General features: G+C 28.4%; 16 protein-coding genes. 13 read left to right on the top strand and 3 right to left on the bottom strand.

Annotated features, from left to right (window positions below; translation table 11 throughout):
• Positions 1-32: 32 nt before the first annotated feature.
• The 5 genes from truA (at position 33) to citX (ending at position 3491) form a co-directional block, all read left to right on the top strand.
• Positions 33-773 (top strand): tRNA pseudouridine(38-40) synthase TruA, encoded by a 741-nt coding sequence (gene truA / locus NT01CX_RS01410; RefSeq protein WP_011721240.1) that lies wholly within the window; start codon positions 33-35, stop codon positions 771-773.
• A 172-nt stretch (positions 774-945) separates the two neighbouring features.
• Positions 946-1380 carry a 50S ribosomal protein L13 gene (gene rplM / locus NT01CX_RS01415; RefSeq protein ID WP_011721241.1) on the top strand — a complete coding sequence of 145 codons (435 nt, stop codon included), beginning with the start codon at positions 946-948 and terminating at the stop codon, positions 1378-1380.
• Positions 1381-1410: 30 nt separating this feature from the next.
• The gene (gene rpsI / locus NT01CX_RS01420; RefSeq protein ID WP_011721242.1) at positions 1411-1803 is read left to right on the top strand and encodes a 30S ribosomal protein S9; all 393 of its coding nucleotides are present in this window, start codon (positions 1411-1413) and stop codon (positions 1801-1803) included.
• A gap of 293 nt (positions 1804-2096) precedes the next feature.
• Positions 2097-2813, top strand: coding sequence for an N-acetylmuramoyl-L-alanine amidase CwlD (gene cwlD / locus NT01CX_RS01425; protein WP_039226799.1), 717 nt, complete (start codon positions 2097-2099; stop codon positions 2811-2813).
• 150 nt (positions 2814-2963) lie between these two features.
• On the top strand, positions 2964-3491 hold the full coding sequence (citX, locus tag NT01CX_RS01430) for a citrate lyase holo-[acyl-carrier protein] synthase (RefSeq protein WP_187146697.1): 528 nt from the start codon (positions 2964-2966) through the stop codon (positions 3489-3491).
• Positions 3492-3534: 43 nt separating this feature from the next.
• Here citX and NT01CX_RS01435 read toward each other — a convergent pair whose 3' ends face one another.
• Positions 3535-5145, bottom strand: a complete 1611-nt coding sequence (locus NT01CX_RS01435; protein ID WP_011721245.1) for a Na/Pi cotransporter family protein — start codon at positions 5143-5145, stop codon at positions 3535-3537.
• Positions 5146-5529: 384 nt separating this feature from the next.
• Here NT01CX_RS01435 and ptsP point away from each other — a divergent pair, with 384 nt between their 5' ends.
• The 5 genes from ptsP to NT01CX_RS01460 all read left to right on the top strand — a co-directional run bounded on the left by ptsP (position 5530) and on the right by NT01CX_RS01460 (position 10821).
• Positions 5530-7146, top strand: a complete 1617-nt coding sequence (ptsP, locus tag NT01CX_RS01440) for a phosphoenolpyruvate--protein phosphotransferase (RefSeq protein WP_011721246.1) — start codon at positions 5530-5532, stop codon at positions 7144-7146.
• 195 nt (positions 7147-7341) lie between these two features.
• Positions 7342-8064 (top strand): DUF4652 domain-containing protein, encoded by a 723-nt coding sequence (locus NT01CX_RS01445; RefSeq protein WP_011721247.1) that lies wholly within the window; start codon positions 7342-7344, stop codon positions 8062-8064.
• 26 nt (positions 8065-8090) lie between these two features.
• A complete protein-coding gene (locus NT01CX_RS01450) occupies positions 8091-9374 on the top strand; it encodes a tetratricopeptide repeat protein (RefSeq protein ID WP_011721248.1) in 1284 nt (427 codons plus the stop codon).
• A 218-nt stretch (positions 9375-9592) separates the two neighbouring features.
• Positions 9593-9910, top strand: a complete 318-nt coding sequence (gene trxA / locus NT01CX_RS01455; protein ID WP_011721249.1) for a thioredoxin — start codon at positions 9593-9595, stop codon at positions 9908-9910.
• Positions 9911-9972: 62 nt separating this feature from the next.
• Positions 9973-10821: an NAD(P)/FAD-dependent oxidoreductase gene (locus tag NT01CX_RS01460; protein ID WP_011721250.1), complete on the top strand. Its 849-nt coding sequence runs from the start codon at positions 9973-9975 to the stop codon at positions 10819-10821.
• Between the two features lie 61 nt (positions 10822-10882).
• Here the strand turns inward: NT01CX_RS01460 and NT01CX_RS01465 are convergent, their stop codons facing one another.
• Both NT01CX_RS01465 and NT01CX_RS01470 read right to left on the bottom strand, forming a co-directional pair.
• Positions 10883-11413: a cell wall hydrolase gene (locus NT01CX_RS01465; RefSeq protein WP_011721251.1), complete on the bottom strand. Its 531-nt coding sequence runs from the start codon at positions 11411-11413 to the stop codon at positions 10883-10885.
• A gap of 85 nt (positions 11414-11498) precedes the next feature.
• On the bottom strand, positions 11499-12512 hold the full coding sequence (locus NT01CX_RS01470) for a hypothetical protein (RefSeq protein ID WP_011721252.1): 1014 nt from the start codon (positions 12510-12512) through the stop codon (positions 11499-11501).
• A gap of 198 nt (positions 12513-12710) precedes the next feature.
• On the opposite strand from NT01CX_RS01470, the gene cdaA reads away from it, so the two are divergent.
• From cdaA to NT01CX_RS01485, 3 genes are read left to right on the top strand one after another with little or no spacing between them, the layout of a single operon-like run.
• Complete coding sequence (gene cdaA, locus NT01CX_RS01475; RefSeq protein ID WP_011721253.1) at positions 12711-13556, top strand: diadenylate cyclase CdaA; 846 nt, start codon at positions 12711-12713, stop codon at positions 13554-13556.
• Positions 13529-14818: a CdaR family protein gene (locus NT01CX_RS01480; RefSeq protein ID WP_011721254.1), complete on the top strand. Its 1290-nt coding sequence runs from the start codon at positions 13529-13531 to the stop codon at positions 14816-14818. The genes cdaA and NT01CX_RS01480 overlap by 28 nt, the downstream gene beginning before the upstream one ends.
• Positions 14819-14837: 19 nt before the next feature.
• Positions 14838-16436: an NAD(P)/FAD-dependent oxidoreductase gene (locus NT01CX_RS01485; RefSeq protein ID WP_011721255.1), complete on the top strand. Its 1599-nt coding sequence runs from the start codon at positions 14838-14840 to the stop codon at positions 16434-16436.
• Positions 16437-16570: the final 134 nt, after the last annotated feature.

Below are 16570 nucleotides of genomic sequence, written 5' to 3' on the forward strand. Positions count from 1 at the left end.
ATCAAATATAAAATTTTGCCGGAGTGTTTATAATGAAAAAAAATATAAAACTTGTTATAGAGTATGATGGAAGTAATTATTCTGGATGGCAAAAACAAAAACATTCAATGACGATTCAACAGAGGATAGAAGAAGCTATTTTTGATATTACAAAGCAAAAGATAGAAGTTAATGGTTGCAGTAGAACAGATGCTGGAGTACATGCTAGAAATTTTGTAGCTAATTTTATTATTGATAGCAGTATACCGCCAGAAAAATTTAAATATGCTATGAATAGTAAATTACCTAAAGATATTGTAATAAAAAATTCATGTGAAGTTCCAATGGATTTTCATGCAAGATTTCAAAGTAAGGGAAAAAAGTACGTTTATACTATATTGAACAGAGAAGAACCCCCTACAATAGATAGAGGGGTTGTATATCATTTTAATAAAAAGTTAGATGTTGACCTTATGAGAAGTGCAAGTAAATATTTTATAGGTTCTCACGAATTTGATTCTTTTTATAAAAAGGCTGGAAGTTCAGTTAAGTCTACATTAAGAACCATATATTATTGTGATGTTACTAAAGTTGATGATATTATTAAAATCATAGTTATAGGAGAGGGTTTTCTTTATAATATGGTTAGAATAATTGCAGGAACTCTAGTTGAAGTTGGGATAGCCAGAATAAAGCCAGAGGATATTAAAAATATAATTCTGGCTAAAGATAGAGAAAAGGCTGGCAGGTCTTTACCGCCTCAAGGACTATGTTTAGAAGAGGTTTTATACTAAAAACTTAAATATTTTTATGTTTTAGGTAAAGTGTGTTGACACGCCAGGCTGATTGTATTATAATATGTATTGTTGTAAATTTCAGTATATAAGACCACAGCCCCGGTCTTGATATAGAAGAAAGAAAACAAGATCAGTTACTCAATAGGAAAAAGTTCAAGGAGGGAAAACGATGAAATCATATCTTGCAAAAGAAAATGAAGTTCAAAGAAAATGGTATGTTATCGACGTTGAAGGAAAACCGCTAGGAAGAGCTGCTAGCCAAGTTGCAACAATCTTAAGAGGAAAAAATAAGCCAACTTATACACCAAACGTTGATACTGGAGATTATGTTATCATATTAAATGCTGAAAAAGTAGCATTAACAGGTAAAAAATTAGATCAAAAGATGTTAAGACATCACTCACTATATCCAGGTGGATTAAAAGAAATATCTTACAAGAAAGCATTAGAAAGCAAACCAGAATTTGTTTTCCAAGAAGCTGTAAGAAGAATGCTTCCACAAGGACCTTTAGGAAGAAAGATGCTTAAAAAATTAAAAGTATACAGAGGTTCAGAACACAATCAAGAAGCTCAAAAACCAGAAGTTTTAGAGTTAAGATACTAGTATTTGGAGCTGAAGGGAGGATACATATAGATGGCTAAAGTTCAATATTTTGGAACAGGAAGAAGAAAGAAATCAGTAGCAAGAGTAATACTTGTACCAGGAGACGGTAAAGTTACAATAAACAAAAGAGACATAGAAGTTTATTTTGGATTAGAAACATTAAGATACATTGTAAATCAACCTTTAGTTTTAACTGGAACTAAAGACAAATTTGATGTAATTGTTAATGTTAATGGTGGTGGATTCACAGGTCAAGCTGGTGCTATAAGACACGGTATCACAAGAGCATTAGTTAAAGCTGATGAAACTTTAAAACCAGAACTTAAGAAAGCTGGATTCTTAACAAGAGATCCAAGAATGAAAGAAAGAAAGAAATACGGTCTTAAAAAAGCAAGAAGAGCACCACAATTCTCAAAGAGATAGTATTATTTTCTTTAAAGAACAAGAAGGAATTAACCTTTTTGTTCTTTTTTTATGCGCAGATGCAGATTTGCAAATATTAATAATATTATATTAATGTACTAATGTAATTAAATAGTTGGTATACAATAATATTAACAATATTATACAAATATTTAAGTTAAATCATACATTTAGCTAATTAAAATTCATATATTGCTTTTTAAAGTATGAGATTCATAAATTTTTCTCCTGATAAACAAATTAAAAATCTTTATTATAGGGCAAAATAAATTATAAAAGCCAAAACAGGAGGAATGAAAATGACAAATAACAAATGGATAAAACAAATTACTTTAGTATCAATTTTTTTAATATGTATATTTAGTTTACAAAGTATTAAATGTAGTGCATATACTATTAATGAAAGCAAAGAGGAAAATAAGAAGATAATTTTAATTGATCCTGGTCATGGAGGAATGGATGGAGGTGCTGTTTCTAAGAATGGTACATCAGAAAAAGGGATTAATTTAGAGATATCCAAAAAGCTAAGAAAATGCTTAGAAGAAAAAGGCTATAAAGTAGAAATGACTAGAGAAGAAGATAAAGGATTATATTCAAATAAAGGTAGCGTTAGGGATAAAAAGAATGAAGATTTAAGTAATAGATGTAAAATGAAAGTTAGCACAAATTGCGATTTGTTTATTAGTATACATCTAAATATGTTTACACAAAGTAAATATCATGGAGCACAAGTTTGGTATTCTAAAGAAGGAGAAAGTGCGGAATTTGCACATATTGTACAAAAAAACTTAATTAAAGACTTAGATAAAAGTAATCATAGACAAGAGAAATGTGCAAAAGGGGCTTATAAAATTTTAAGATGTAATGACCATATTCCATCTATATTAGTTGAGTGTGGATTTTTATCTAATGCCGAAGAAGAGAAAAAATTAAAGGATAATGACTATCAGGAAAAAATAGCAAAATCTATAGCAAATTCTGTAGAAGAATTCTATAAGGTAAAACATTAATATATTGTTGTATATATTTTTTTGTTGGTATATAATGTTTAAAGATGTATATTTTATTATATTATGAATATTTGGAAATAAATACAATTATCTTAATGGGTAATATATATAAATAAGGGGGAAACGGGAGTATATTTCCTGGAATCTATGATGGGTAGATGCAATAGTCTTGCTGAAGATATAAAAGAACGTATTAATTTGCAAGATAAATTAATAAAAAAGTATAATATGCCTTTAGTATCAATAAGTTTTAATTGTTTAACTGAGCTTAAAATGAACAATACGATTTTTGACATAGTACAAACAATAGAGGGAATAGTATCGGATATGTTTAGTCCATATATATATTTTATATTATCTAGGGAAACTTCTGAAGGATATAATTCTATATTTATAATAAATAGGAATGCACTTGAAATAAAAAAAATAGCTTTGCAAATTGAAGAAAACCATTTATTGGGTAAATGTATTAATATTGATGTATTTAATAAAGATACTAAAAAGATTAGTAGAATTGATATAGGAAAATTAAAAAGAAGATGTTATCTATGTAATGGTGATGCTGAGAAGTGTATAAAAAATAAGAAACACTCTCAAAAAGATATGGTGAAATATGCATATGATAAGTATAAACAATATGCATATGAATGTATGCGAAATAGAAATTTAATAAAATAAAAAAGAAAGTGGTATTATGCCACTTTCTTTTTTATTTATGTTATTAACCTTTTTGTTCTATAACCATTTGAGCTATATTATTTGAATGGTCACCAACTCTTTCGAAGTTTGTAAGTAAATCCACGAATATAGAAGCACTAACAGCATTACATGTTCTAGTGTTTAATCTAGTAACGTGTTCTTTTCTAAGTTGTTTTTCCATAAGGTCTATGCTACGTTCTATATCTAAAACTTCTCTAGCTGCGTCCACGTCGAAGTTTTCTAAAGCAAATATTGTTCTATTAACTGCTGATTTTGTTATTTCATACATATTTTTTATGTCATCAAGTGATTCCTTTGAAAATGGTAAGTTATCATTTATTTTTATTTCAGCAATTTCTACTATGTTATCTGCATGGTCGCCAATTCTTTCTATATCACTAACTACGTGAAATAAAGATGTTATAAGCTCTGATTGAGCTTCAGATAAATTTGTACTTGATAACGAAACCATATAGTCTGTTATTTCTCTATGTAAGAAATTTATTAAGTTTTCATGTTCTACTACTGATGGTATTAAGTTTTCATCATTATTAATAAAACAAGCCATAGAGTCTGCTAAATTATTTTCAGCAATTTTGCCCATTCTAGAAATTTCTTTTACAATTTGACCGCATGCTATTGAAGGTGTTTCTAAAAGTCTCTTATCAAGATGTTCAAGTGCAAAGACAGTTTCGTCTTTATCTTTACCAGGTACTATTTTATTTACAAACTTCACAAGTAAAGGTATAAATGGAGCTTGTATAAGTACATTAGATATATTAAATAATGTGTGTGCATTTGCAATTTGTCTTTGAATAGTACCACCAAATAGCGGAACTATTTTCAATACTAGTGGAAAAGCAGCCATAAATATAAGTGTTCCGATTGTATTAAAGGTAAGATGAATTATTGATGCACGTTTTGCATTTTTGTGTGTTCCAATACCAGCAAGAAGTGCAGTAACACATGTTCCTATGTTGTCTCCGAAAAGTATTGGAAGAGCTACATTAAGTCCGATTGTACCATTAGCTGCAAGAGCCATTAATATACCAATTGTGGCACTACTACTTTGAACTGTTGCTGTCATCCCTAAACCAACAAGAATACCTAATAGTGGATGACTGCCTATACTAATAATCAAATGTTTGAATATTGGTAATTGTCCTAAAGGCTTCATTGAACTTTCCATCATAGACATACCAATAAATAAGATACCAAATCCAAGAATTATATCACCAATATCCTTAGTCTTTTTCTTTTTTGAAAAAAGAACTATAGCTGCACCGATAGCGAGCACTAAAGGAGCAACATCTGTTAACTTAAATGCTATAAGTTGAGCAGTTATGGTTGTACCTATGTTTGCACCCATAATTACTCCAGTAGCTTGAAACAAGTTCATAAGACCAGCATTAACAAATCCAATGGTCATTACTGTTGTAGCACTACTGCTTTGAATTATTCCAGCTACTACTGCACCTACTAGTATGGCAAATATGGTTTTACTAGTTAAAGCTTCTAAAATCCTTTTCAGCTTATCTCCAGCGGCTTTTTGAAGGCCATCTCCCATAAGTTTCATACCGTAGACAAATAATCCAAGTCCTCCTAGTAATCCAAAAATCATTTTGTAGTCCATACTCAATCTCAATCTCCTATCAAATTTCTTTTTGTTTTGATATTAAGTTTTAAAAAATTATAGTACACTAGTTTTAAGTTTATATTAAAACTGTAAAAAAATAAAGGGATATATATAAAAAAACAGAAAAAGCAAAAAATAGTGAAAAAATACTAAGATTGTAATTAAGTGTACTTAAACAAATATTTTTTTACAAAAAACAATTAATTTATATATAACCTTTTAAATTATAACATAAAATTCAGTATTTTTATAATATTAATATTATAAAACAATTTTATTTAAATAATAAATTAAAATACATATATTAAAGTGTATTTTATGTAGTTTACTAACAAATAATAAGTGTAACTTTAAAAAGTGTATGATTTAGGAGGGAACTTCATGAAAAAAGGTATTCCTGCTTCAAAAGGATATGCTATTGGAAAGGCTTTTATAAAAGAAGTTAAGGATATAAATATAGTAGAAAGAACTATAGAAAATTTAGCGGAAGAAGAAGAAAGATTAAAAGATGCTATAAATGCATCTAAAGAACAATTGAAAAAAATAAAAGAAAATGCCGAAAAGGAACTTGGACATGAAAAAGCAGCAGTTTTTGAAAGTCATATAATGTTTTTAGAAGATCCAGAGTTTACTGGCACTGCAATAACGAATATTAATAATAATAAGGTTAATGCAGAAAAAGCGTTAAATGATGTAGTTGAAATGTATATGGGTATATTTAAATCTATGGAAGATGAATACATGAGGGAGAGAGCTGCTGATGTTAAGGATGTAGGAAGAAGGATTTTAGATAATTTACTGGGAAATATTGATGAATCCCAGGGAATTTTAGATAAAGATACTATTATTGTTTCCTATGATTTAACACCTTCTGATACGGCTCAACTTGATAGAAGTAAGGTTATAGGATTTGTAACGGATATAGGTGGTCGAACATCTCACAGTGCTATAATGGCAAGGACATTAGAAATACCAGCTGTTGTTGGGTTAAATGATATAACATCTAGTGTTAAAAATGGAGATAATATAATTGTAGACGGAATCAAAGGAGAAGTTATAATAAATCCAGATAAATCAACCATAGAAGAATACACAAAAAGAAAAGAAGCTTTTGAAAATGAAAAGGCAGAATTAAAAAAATTAATAGATGTAAAAACAGTAACTAAAGGTGGAAAACATGTTGAGGTTTGTGGAAATATCGGTAAGGCAAAAGACATAGATCAAGTTTTAGAAAATGGGGGAGAAGGAGTAGGACTTTTCAGAACAGAGTTTTTATATATGGATAGACAGAACATGCCTACTGAAGAGGAACAATTTGAGGCTTACAAGTATGTAGCCGAAAAGGGTAATGGAAAGCCAATAGTTATAAGAACTTTAGATATAGGTGGAGATAAGAAGTTAGAATACTTACCATTACCTGAGGAAATGAATCCATTCTTAGGATATAGAGCAATAAGACTCTGTTTAGATAGAAAAGATATATTTAAAATTCAATTAAGAGCATTGCTAAGAGCATCTGCTTTTGGAAATATAAAAATAATGTTCCCTATGATTTCATCATTAAAAGAATTTAAAGAAGCAAAAGAACTTCTTCATGAATGTATGAATGAATTAAGTAAGGAAGGAAAAGAGTTTAATAAAGATTTAGAAGTTGGAATAATGGTAGAAATTCCTGCTGCAGCAATATGTGCAGAGGAACTTGCAAAATACGTTGACTTTTTTAGTATAGGAACAAATGACTTAATTCAGTATACTCTTGCTGCTGATAGAATGAATGAGAAGGTTTCATATCTTTATAATCCTAAACATCCTGCTATACTTAAATTAATAAAAATGACAATAGATGCAGCTCATAAAGAAGGAAAATGGTGTGGAATGTGTGGAGAAGCTGCGGGAGATGAAGAGATGATACCAATACTTGTGGAATATGGTTTAGATGAATTTTCAATGAGTGCTACATCAATATTAAAAGCAAAACAAATAATAATGAACAATTAAATAAATAAAATAAATATTGACCAAAAATAAAAGATAAAAATAGGTATTCATAGTCAAAACATTAATTTAGAAACACATAGCAAAGGATAAAAAATAAAATGCTATGTGTTTCTTTTAATTTAAGGTATAATTAGTAATATAGACCATGAATTTGGTTAAAGTTTGTAAAAATAATTTGATTTTGGAGGGAATAACATGAAATTAAACAGATTAAAATTAAGAAGAAAGGTAATATATTGTTTATGTGCTAGTATGACAATCTCTTCAATAATGTTTATGGGATGTTCAAAAAAAGGCGAAGAAGTAAACAAAAAGGACGTTAAGATAGAAACAAATACAAATAAAAAAGATTCAGAAAAAGAAAATGTAAATAATACACAAGAAAATGTAAGTGTAGAAAAGCAATCTGCAAAAAAAGCAAAGGTAAAAGAAGATAATAGCAAAAAGATGTTTTTAAAAAAAGAACTAGGAAAAAATTCAAAACCTACTTTTGCAACAAAGTGGAAAAACTCTAGTAATAACAAATTTAGTGCTTGTATAGAAGGAAAGGGAGAAAATGCACTAGAAGAAGGAGTAGGAAAAATATATATTAAAAATTTAAAAGAACAATCAAAATGGGAATTAGATCTTGATCAAGATCAGCAAAAGAATACTCCTAAATATATTGACTGGTTTGATGATAATAATTTAATGGTTGTAATAAGTAGAGCTCACGGAACAGTTTCACAAGGGGGAATATTGTATAAAGTTAACATAGAAACAGGACAAGCTACTGAACTTTATAATACTAAAGACAATAAAAAGCAGGTTGTATATGCAGTTAAAAAAGGTGATAAGATAGATGTTCAGATATTAGTATATGAAGATGATGATTTATTAGAATCACATGAAGAAACAAAAACTATAACCGTGAAATAAATTCTAGAGGGAAGTATTAAGAATTAATGAATAAAGCAAAAAAACTATATGAAAAGGCTATGAAAAAATATGAAAATGGATATATTGATGAAGCCATTGATATATGTGAAGAAATACTGTCTTTAAGTATGAAGTATAAACCTGCTATAAATCTTAAAGGACTTCTGTACTATTTTAAAGGAGATCTAAAAAGTTCCTCAGCATTATGGAAATTAAATTATGAAGTTAATAATGATAATGTAGCTAAGAAATATTTAGATGGATTAAAGGATGATGAAGAAAGATTTTCAATGTATGCATCGGCTATAAAGCTAATGCGTAATGGCGAAATTGATGAAGCTTTAAAAATATTTATAAAATGTAAAGATAGCGATTATAACAGAATCAATGTAGACAATAGTATTGCTACATGTTACTTAAAATTAAAACAGTATGATAAATCCACTAGATATATCAATAGGGTTTTGGAAATTGATGTTAAGAACATTACTGCTAATAATAATAAAAAGAAATTGAAAAATAGAAAAACTAAATCTGATAATAAAAAAAGTAATAAGAAAGTAATTTTAATTCCAATCATAATGATTTTAGTAATAACGGTAATAGGTATTACATTAAAAATGTATAAGGGCAACATAGCAAATATGATTAACAAATTTAACAATAAACATAATAATATAAGCAGCAATTTGGCTAATACTAATAATAAACAAAAAAATAGTAGTGAATCAAAGAAAAATTCCTCACAAAAGGTAGACAAAGTTAAAAATCAAGAAAATATAAAAACTGAATTTAAATATAAAGAATTATCAAATGCAATAGACAGTAAAGATTTTAATAAAATATATACATTATCAAAGCCTTGGAAGGATAAAAAGGATAAATTAAATGTAAAAGATAAAACGCTTTTAGTGAAAAGCGAAGATATACTAAAAGATGATGGAGTTAAGCATTTTTACAATACAGGGAGAGAATATTTAGAAGCTAATAATAAAGTGGAGGAAGCTGTGTCTAACTTACAAAAGGCTTATGACTATGGAAGTGATAGTTATTTATATGGACACATACTTTTTATGTTAGGAGTATCATATCAAAATAAAAAAGATATTAGTAATGCTTTAAAATGTTATGAGGAGTATGAAGCTAAATATTCTAATGAAAATTATATACAAGAAGTTTTGTATAGAACCGCTATATTATATAAAGATGTAAATTTAAATAAGTCAAAAGAATATGCAAAAAAACTTATGGACAATTATCCAGATTGCCAGTATGCTAACTCAAAAATCAAAGATATATTAAATAAATAACTATATACGATATGTAATACAGTTCTACATATCGTATTTTAGTATGTAAATTAGGGAACAATAAATGTTGACCATCAGTATAATATAAAAGTAAACTAAAAAGATTAAATAATAATTATTATTATTTAACAAAAATACTTGACTATTTAAGAAAAAAGAGGTAATATTTCAATATACCATATAAGGGTATAAACAAACTGTTTTGTGGAGGGATATTAATGATAAGAGAAATTGGCGGATCAAATTTTATACAAGAAGTTATGAATTCAGAAGAAACAGTAGTAGTTGATTTTTGGGCTCCTTGGTGTGGTCCATGCAAAATGTTAGGCCCTGTAATGGAAGAACTCTCACATGATATGGAAGGTAAAGCTAAATTTTTTAAAATAAATGTAGATGAAAATCCTGAAATTGCTCAAAGATTTCAAATAGGCAGTATACCAAATGTTATGGTATTTAAAGGCGGAAAAGTTGTAGAAAACTTAATTGGCTTTAGACCAAAACAAGATTTTGAAAAATCAATTGGAAAACATATTTAATATTATACCGACAATGTTAAGAAAAACATTGTCGGATTTATTATATACAGGTGGTGAGATAAATGAGTGAAAGATACGATATAGCTATTGTTGGTAGTGGTCCAGCAGGTATAGAGGCGGCTATAAATGCAAAAATAAGAAACAAGAATATAATTGTCTTTGGAAATAAGAATTTCAGTCCTAAGCTTATGAAAGCGCCTAAAGTAAATAACTATTTAGGGTTTTATAATTTAACAGGAAAAGAACTTAAAGATAAATTTAAGGAACATATAGATTCCATGAATATAGAAATAGTAGAAGAAAGAATAGATTCTGTTTATGCAATGGGAGAATACTTTTCATTAATGGTAAATAACAAAATGTATGAAGCAAGATCTGTAATAATCGCTACTGGAATTGAGTATGGAAAGCCTTTAAAGGGAGAAGAAGAGTTTTTAGGTAAGGGTGTAGGATATTGTGCTACTTGTGATGCACCTCTTTATAAAGGAAAAGTTGTAACAATTGTTGGATATAATAAAGAAGCAGAAAAAGAAGCTAATTATGTAAGTGAACTTGCATCAAAAGTATATTATGTTCCTATGAACAATGGAGAACTAAGTTTAAATGATAATATAGAGATTGTAAAAGGCGTTCCAAAAGAAGTGGTTGGAGAAGAAAGAGTTAAACAATTAGTTTTGAATAACAATACAATAGATACGGATGGAATATTTATTTTAAAAGATAGTATATCTCCAAGTCAACTAGTGCCAGGATTACAAATGGAAGATGATCATATAAAGGTTGATAGAAAAATGAGAACTAACATAGAAAGATGTTATGCTGCTGGAGATTGTGTTGGAAAGCCTTATCAATATATAAAATCAGCAGGTGAAGGGCTTATAGCTGCATTAACTGCAGTAGAAGAATTGTAATTAGAACGCTAACTATATAATATATAAAAGACAGTTGATATCTTTTCAACTGTCTTTTGTGTTATTGGACGATAAAAAATACATGGTTTCCTATTCTTTTTACGTTCTTTTTATTTATATTTTTCATCCAAGTGGATGTGGCTATCTTTGGATTATAGAAAAAGACTGCATTATTAGTTGGATCCTTTCCTCTTAAAGCGTCCATAACTGCATTAAAGCAAGATTCATTAGGAATTACGTCTATTTGACCATTTCTAACACAAGAAAAAGCACATTTTTGTTTTACTACTCCTTCTATATTGTTTGGAAAATGAGAGTCTTTAAGTCGATTTAATATAACTGAAGCAACAGCAACTTTACCTTCATATGGTTCAGCACAACTTTCGGCATATACAATTTGAGCCATTAAATTTATATCATCTTTAGTTATATAAAAATGTTTTCCTTGGTTGTTAAATACAGTTACAACTTCTGATTGTTCCTTATACAAAGTTTGACTTTCAGAATCCTGTATTACTTTTGCGTTAGCACAATAAAATGGAGATATTAATAAAGCTATTAATGTAATCATGCTAACAAAAATCTTTTTCATTTTTAAAATCCTCTCCTTTAAAATTTTTGGAGTCTAATATTTAAAGTAGGTTTATTAATATTGTATCCATAATGGGAAAAATAATTCAATAGTTTTTAAATTTCGTAAATAAATCTAAAAATTTTTCATAGGATTTTTCTACTTGGTTTAAGTCATCTCTAGATGAAGTATAAATATTTTTCAAAGAACTTTTACTAATGCTATCGTTACTAGATGTTAATTCTTCTATATTTAAATTGTATCTTAAATTTTCAAGATAATAATTATAATCATCAAGTGTTTTATAAAAATTATCATAAACTATATTAGCATCCCTTGGCACAGATAGAATAGATAAATTAGCCCTTAGTGCACTTAATGTAACTTCATCATTAGAAATTTCATTTAATAATGCGCTATATCCTTTAACTTCTAATCCTTTTGTGATGTCATTTATATAGTCTTTTTTTAAGTTATTAAATTTAATACTTATATCATTTAAGTAATCAATGAAGTCAGTGGTCTTATGTTTAGTCACTTTAGTGCTTATTGTGGCTTTAGCTTGTTTTTCAGCTTGATTTTTAAAAGAGTTTAGAAAATTTAAAGTTTCATTTGGTAAATCTATTTTTATATTTCGAATTGATATTTGTGAATAAAAGTTTAAGGTGTCATTTATGTATTTGTCTAAATCGCTTAAGGATCTATTTAATGTTTTACCATCTATATTTTCAATAGATTTAGCTATAGATAGTACTTGTTTATAAATTAATATATTACTTTGTACACCATTTATTAAATTTTCATGCTGGTTAGCATATTTTGTACTTGGATTAAGTGTTTTAATAGCGTAAAGATAATTCTGTAATGAAGATATATTTTTGTGCATAGTATTAATTATTCTATCATTGTTTCTAATGGAACTTTCGCTAAATTTAATCTCTGAAACGGACATATTAACGCTGTTTATGTTTTTGATTTCAAAATTTAGTTTGTTCTTATATTTAGTTAATGATTTGTTCATAAAAAAATAGTAACTTGAAAAAAAAGCAACTAACCCGATTATAATAGCAGATAATATAATAAGAATTACATTTGAAAACTTGTTTTGTGAGTTCTTCAAGAAATCAACTCCTTTAAATTATGAACGCAATAGTATATACTGAGGATATTATTCTACTATTTCTAAAAAATATTACTGGTTTATATAAATTTTAATTAGAAAAAAATAAAATTTTGTTAAATAAACAATGCATATATTATTAATATTCAAACTATAGTGTATAATTAAGATAGATGCTTAAGGTAAGAGGTGAAAGGTATGGATTTTGTAAACATGATAACTAATACTGTGGAAAATATAAGTGTATTTTCGGTATTAGATATTATTGTGGTATCATATATTTTTTATAAATTTTATATGCTTATGAATGAAACACGTGCTGAACAATTACTAAAGGGAATTTTATTCATTATTTTACTGATTCCAATAAGTAGTTTGCTTCACCTTACTACGTTAAATTGGATTCTTAACAAAACTCTTACTATAGGGGTATTATCCCTTATTATTATTTTTCAGCCTGAAATTAGAAAAGCCTTAGAACACATAGGAAGAAGTGCTTTTACAGATAAGCATATTTTAGAAAATGAAGAAAAGATGGATGAGGTTGTAACACAAATAGTAAATGCTGTAGAAAACTTATCTAAATCAAGAACAGGTGCACTTATTGTATTTGAACAAACAACAGGACTTGGTGATGTTATAAGTACAGGGACTAAACTTGATTCAGTTGTTTCAGCGGCATTACTTGAAAATATATTTGTTGTTAACACACCGCTGCATGATGGAGCTTCTATTATAAGAAATGATAGAATAGCAGCAGCAGGGTGTTTTTTGCCTTTAACCAATAATACTGAAATAAATAAACAGCTAGGAACAAGACACAGAGCTGCCATTGGAATTTCGGAGGTTTCAGATGCGCTAGTTATAATAGTTTCAGAAGAAACAGGGGTTATATCCCTTGCTGTTAATGGAAATTTAACAAGGTATTATACAAAAGAGAGATTAAAAGATATTCTAATAAAGATCATTACATATAGACAGACTAAAAAGGTAACTTATAGAGAGAAGGTGAAGTCATGGATAAAAAAAGCCAGCAACAAATAATAATAAAGATTTGTTGTGTTATTGCAGCTTTTATATTATGGCTATACACTTCCAATGATGGAAATACAATAAGGACTAATAAGATTTCAAGCATACCAATAGAAATCATTAATTCCGATTCTTTAAAACAATCAGGATTTGTACTTTCTCCAAATCAAGATTTCACCACATCTTTAAAGATAACAGGTAAATCTACGGATATTTATGGAGTAAAGGCTGAAAATTTTAAGTTACAAGTGGATTTAAGTGTATATGCATTAAAAAGAGGGGAAAATAAAGTTCCAATAACCATAGTTAATAAACCGAATAACGTTAATATAATAAATGACAATAGTATGTGGATGACAATTAAAGTAGATAATTATAAAGAAAAAAGTGTGCCTATAGAAGTTGAGGTAAGGGGAAAAAGTGAAAATGAACTAGGTGGAAATAAACCCATATTAAAAACTGATAAGGCAGTAATTAGTGGTGCTGAGGAATATGTAAATTCTGTTGTGAAAGCAAAAGGAATTATAGAATTTAGAAATTCTGAGGAAGATGTAACAAAATCAGTAGAACTTAAAGCTGTAGATAAGGATAATAGAGAAGTTAGTGAGGTTAATATAAATCCTAAAAATGTTACTGTACTAGTTCCTTTTAAAAAGACTAAAGAAGTAGGAGTAAATATAAAGACAACTGGAACATTAGGAAAGGATTATACTCTAAAGGGATTGAAACTTTTAAAGGGTAAAGTAAGTATAACAGGAGAGCCTGGGGTATTGTCAAAGATTAATAAATTAGATACAGAACCTATAGATTTAGGAAACATAAAAACAGAAAATTCTAATGTAAAGGTTAAGCTTATAATTCCAGAAGGAATAAAGTTAGCTGATAATGGTGATGTTGTAGATGTTGAAGTTGTTTTAGATAAAATGGATAAACAAAATGTAACAGCTACTTTAGAAACTAGAAATCTTGGAAGTGGACTTACAGCTCAACTAGAGAGAAATACAATTTCCTTAGTTGTATCTGGAGGACGAAATACCATAAATGAAATTACAGCAAAAGGATTAAAATGTTATGTTGATTTAAGAGGGCTTGGGAAAGGTGATCATACAGTTCCAATAAATGTTGATAGTCCTAAAGGAATTTCAATAGTATCTCAAAATTATAAGCGTATTAAAGTAACAATTTCTGATAATAAAAATGGTATTGAGGAAACAACAAATACTGATGGAGATGTTAAACCAACTAATTCAACTAACGTAAGGAAACACAGATAAAAAATATCGGAGGATAAGTATGTCAATAAGAGTAAACAATTTAGTTTTGGATATAGATGAAAATCATGATGCTTTATATAAGAAAGTTGCTAAAAAATTAAAAATAGATAAAGCTCATATAAAAAGTCTGAAGATAATAAAAGAGTCTATAGATGCTAGAAAAAAGAACACTATAAGATTTACTTATAGTGTTGAAGTTAAGTGTGATAATGAATCAAAGGTAGTAAGCAGAGCAAAAACTAATGATGCAAAGTTAGAAAAAGAAGAAATTAAAGAAAGTATAGTTTATGGAAATAAAAAATTAAATCACAGACCTATTGTAGTTGGAATGGGTCCTGCAGGAATGTTTGCAGCATTACGCTTAGCTCAAAATGGATATAGACCAATAGTCATTGAAAGAGGAGAAAATGTAGAAGATAGAACAAAATCTGTAGAAGAGTTTTGGAAATCTGGAAAGCTTAATTTAAACTCAAATGTTCAATTTGGGGAAGGAGGAGCTGGAACTTTTTCTGATGGAAAACTTACTACTAGAATTAAAGATAAAAGATGTGATTTTGTATTAAGAGAATTTGTAAATGCAGGAGCACCAGAAGAAATCACTTATATGGGTAAACCTCATATAGGAACAGATATATTAAAAGATGTGGTTAAAAATATAAGAGAAGAAATAATAAGATTAGGCGGAGAAGTAAGATTTAATAGCAAACTTGAAGATATAAAAATAAAAGATAATAAAATTGTATCCGTTGTAGTAAATGGAGAAGAAATTCCATGTGAAGTAATGATACTTGCCCTTGGACATAGTGCAAGAGACACCTATGAAATGTTATTTAATAGAGGGGTGTTTATGTCTCCAAAAGCTTTTGCAATAGGAGTTAGAATAGAACATTCTCAAAACTTTATAAATGAAAATCAATATGGAAAATTTAAAGATCATCCAAGACTTAAAGCGGCGGATTATAGACTTGCATATACAAGTCCAAATACAAAAAGAGCAGTATATAGTTTTTGTATGTGTCCAGGTGGAGAAGTTGTAGGAGCAGCATCAGAAGATGGCAGACTTGTTACTAATGGAATGAGTTATTATAGTAGAGATAAGGAAAATGCAAATGCAGCACTTGTAGTAACAGTTGGAGAAAATGATTTTATTGGAGATACGCCACTTAAAGGAATGGAATTTCAAAGACATTATGAAAGTTTAGCATATAAATTAGGCGGAGGAAATTATGTAGCCCCTGTTCAATTAGTTGGTGACTTTCTAAAGAATAAAGTTTCAACAAAACTAGGTTCTATTAAACCAACATATAGACCGGGATATGAATTTAGAGATCTTAGAGAGTGTCTTCCAAAGGGTGTTATAGATACCCTAAAGGATGGACTTGTACAGTTTGATAAAAAAATTCATGGATTTGCAACAGATGATGCTGTAATGACTGGAATAGAAACAAGAACCTCAGCTCCAGTTAAGATAGAAAGAAATGAAGTCTTAGAGAGTATATCAGTAAAAGGTTTATATCCTTCAGGAGAAGGAGCTGGGTTTGCTGGTGGAATAATATCAGCTGCCGTAGATGGATTAAAGTCAGCAGAGAGTATAATAAATGAATACTCACCACTATAAAAGCAATATTTAAAATGGGGCAAATTGCCTCATTTTTTTTATTTAACTCTTATATAATACGGTTTTGTAACTAAATCATAGTTGTTATATTGTAAAATATGTAATATAATTATGTGGAATATGTGTAAGAGGAA

Origin of the sequence: Clostridium novyi NT (genome assembly GCF_000014125.1) — a bacterium.
Taxonomy (GTDB): Bacteria; Bacillota; Clostridia; order Clostridiales; family Clostridiaceae; genus Clostridium_H; species Clostridium_H novyi.

What these genes read in the sequence shown, in the direction of transcription:
- NT01CX_RS01480 (WP_011721254.1), top strand. Translation starts at nt 13,529, where the DNA reads ATGGATAAAAAAAGCCAGCAACAAATAATAATAAAGATTTGTTGTGTT.
- NT01CX_RS01465 (WP_011721251.1), bottom strand. Translation starts at nt 11,413, where the DNA reads ATGAAAAAGATTTTTGTTAGCATGATTACATTAATAGCTTTATTAATA.
- cdaA (WP_011721253.1), top strand. Translation starts at nt 12,711, where the DNA reads ATGGATTTTGTAAACATGATAACTAATACTGTGGAAAATATAAGTGTA.
- ptsP (WP_011721246.1), top strand. Translation starts at nt 5,530, where the DNA reads ATGAAAAAAGGTATTCCTGCTTCAAAAGGATATGCTATTGGAAAGGCT.
- rplM (WP_011721241.1), top strand. Translation starts at nt 946, where the DNA reads ATGAAATCATATCTTGCAAAAGAAAATGAAGTTCAAAGAAAATGGTAT.
- rpsI (WP_011721242.1), top strand. Translation starts at nt 1,411, where the DNA reads ATGGCTAAAGTTCAATATTTTGGAACAGGAAGAAGAAAGAAATCAGTA.
- trxA (WP_011721249.1), top strand. Translation starts at nt 9,593, where the DNA reads ATGATAAGAGAAATTGGCGGATCAAATTTTATACAAGAAGTTATGAAT.
- NT01CX_RS01485 (WP_011721255.1), top strand. Translation starts at nt 14,838, where the DNA reads ATGTCAATAAGAGTAAACAATTTAGTTTTGGATATAGATGAAAATCAT.
- cwlD (WP_039226799.1), top strand. Translation starts at nt 2,097, where the DNA reads ATGAAAATGACAAATAACAAATGGATAAAACAAATTACTTTAGTATCA.
- NT01CX_RS01460 (WP_011721250.1), top strand. Translation starts at nt 9,973, where the DNA reads ATGAGTGAAAGATACGATATAGCTATTGTTGGTAGTGGTCCAGCAGGT.
- truA (WP_011721240.1), top strand. Translation starts at nt 33, where the DNA reads ATGAAAAAAAATATAAAACTTGTTATAGAGTATGATGGAAGTAATTAT.
- NT01CX_RS01445 (WP_011721247.1), top strand. Translation starts at nt 7,342, where the DNA reads ATGAAATTAAACAGATTAAAATTAAGAAGAAAGGTAATATATTGTTTA.
- NT01CX_RS01435 (WP_011721245.1), bottom strand. Translation starts at nt 5,145, where the DNA reads ATGGACTACAAAATGATTTTTGGATTACTAGGAGGACTTGGATTATTT.
- citX (WP_187146697.1), top strand. Translation starts at nt 2,964, where the DNA reads ATGGGTAGATGCAATAGTCTTGCTGAAGATATAAAAGAACGTATTAAT.
- NT01CX_RS01450 (WP_011721248.1), top strand. Translation starts at nt 8,091, where the DNA reads ATGAATAAAGCAAAAAAACTATATGAAAAGGCTATGAAAAAATATGAA.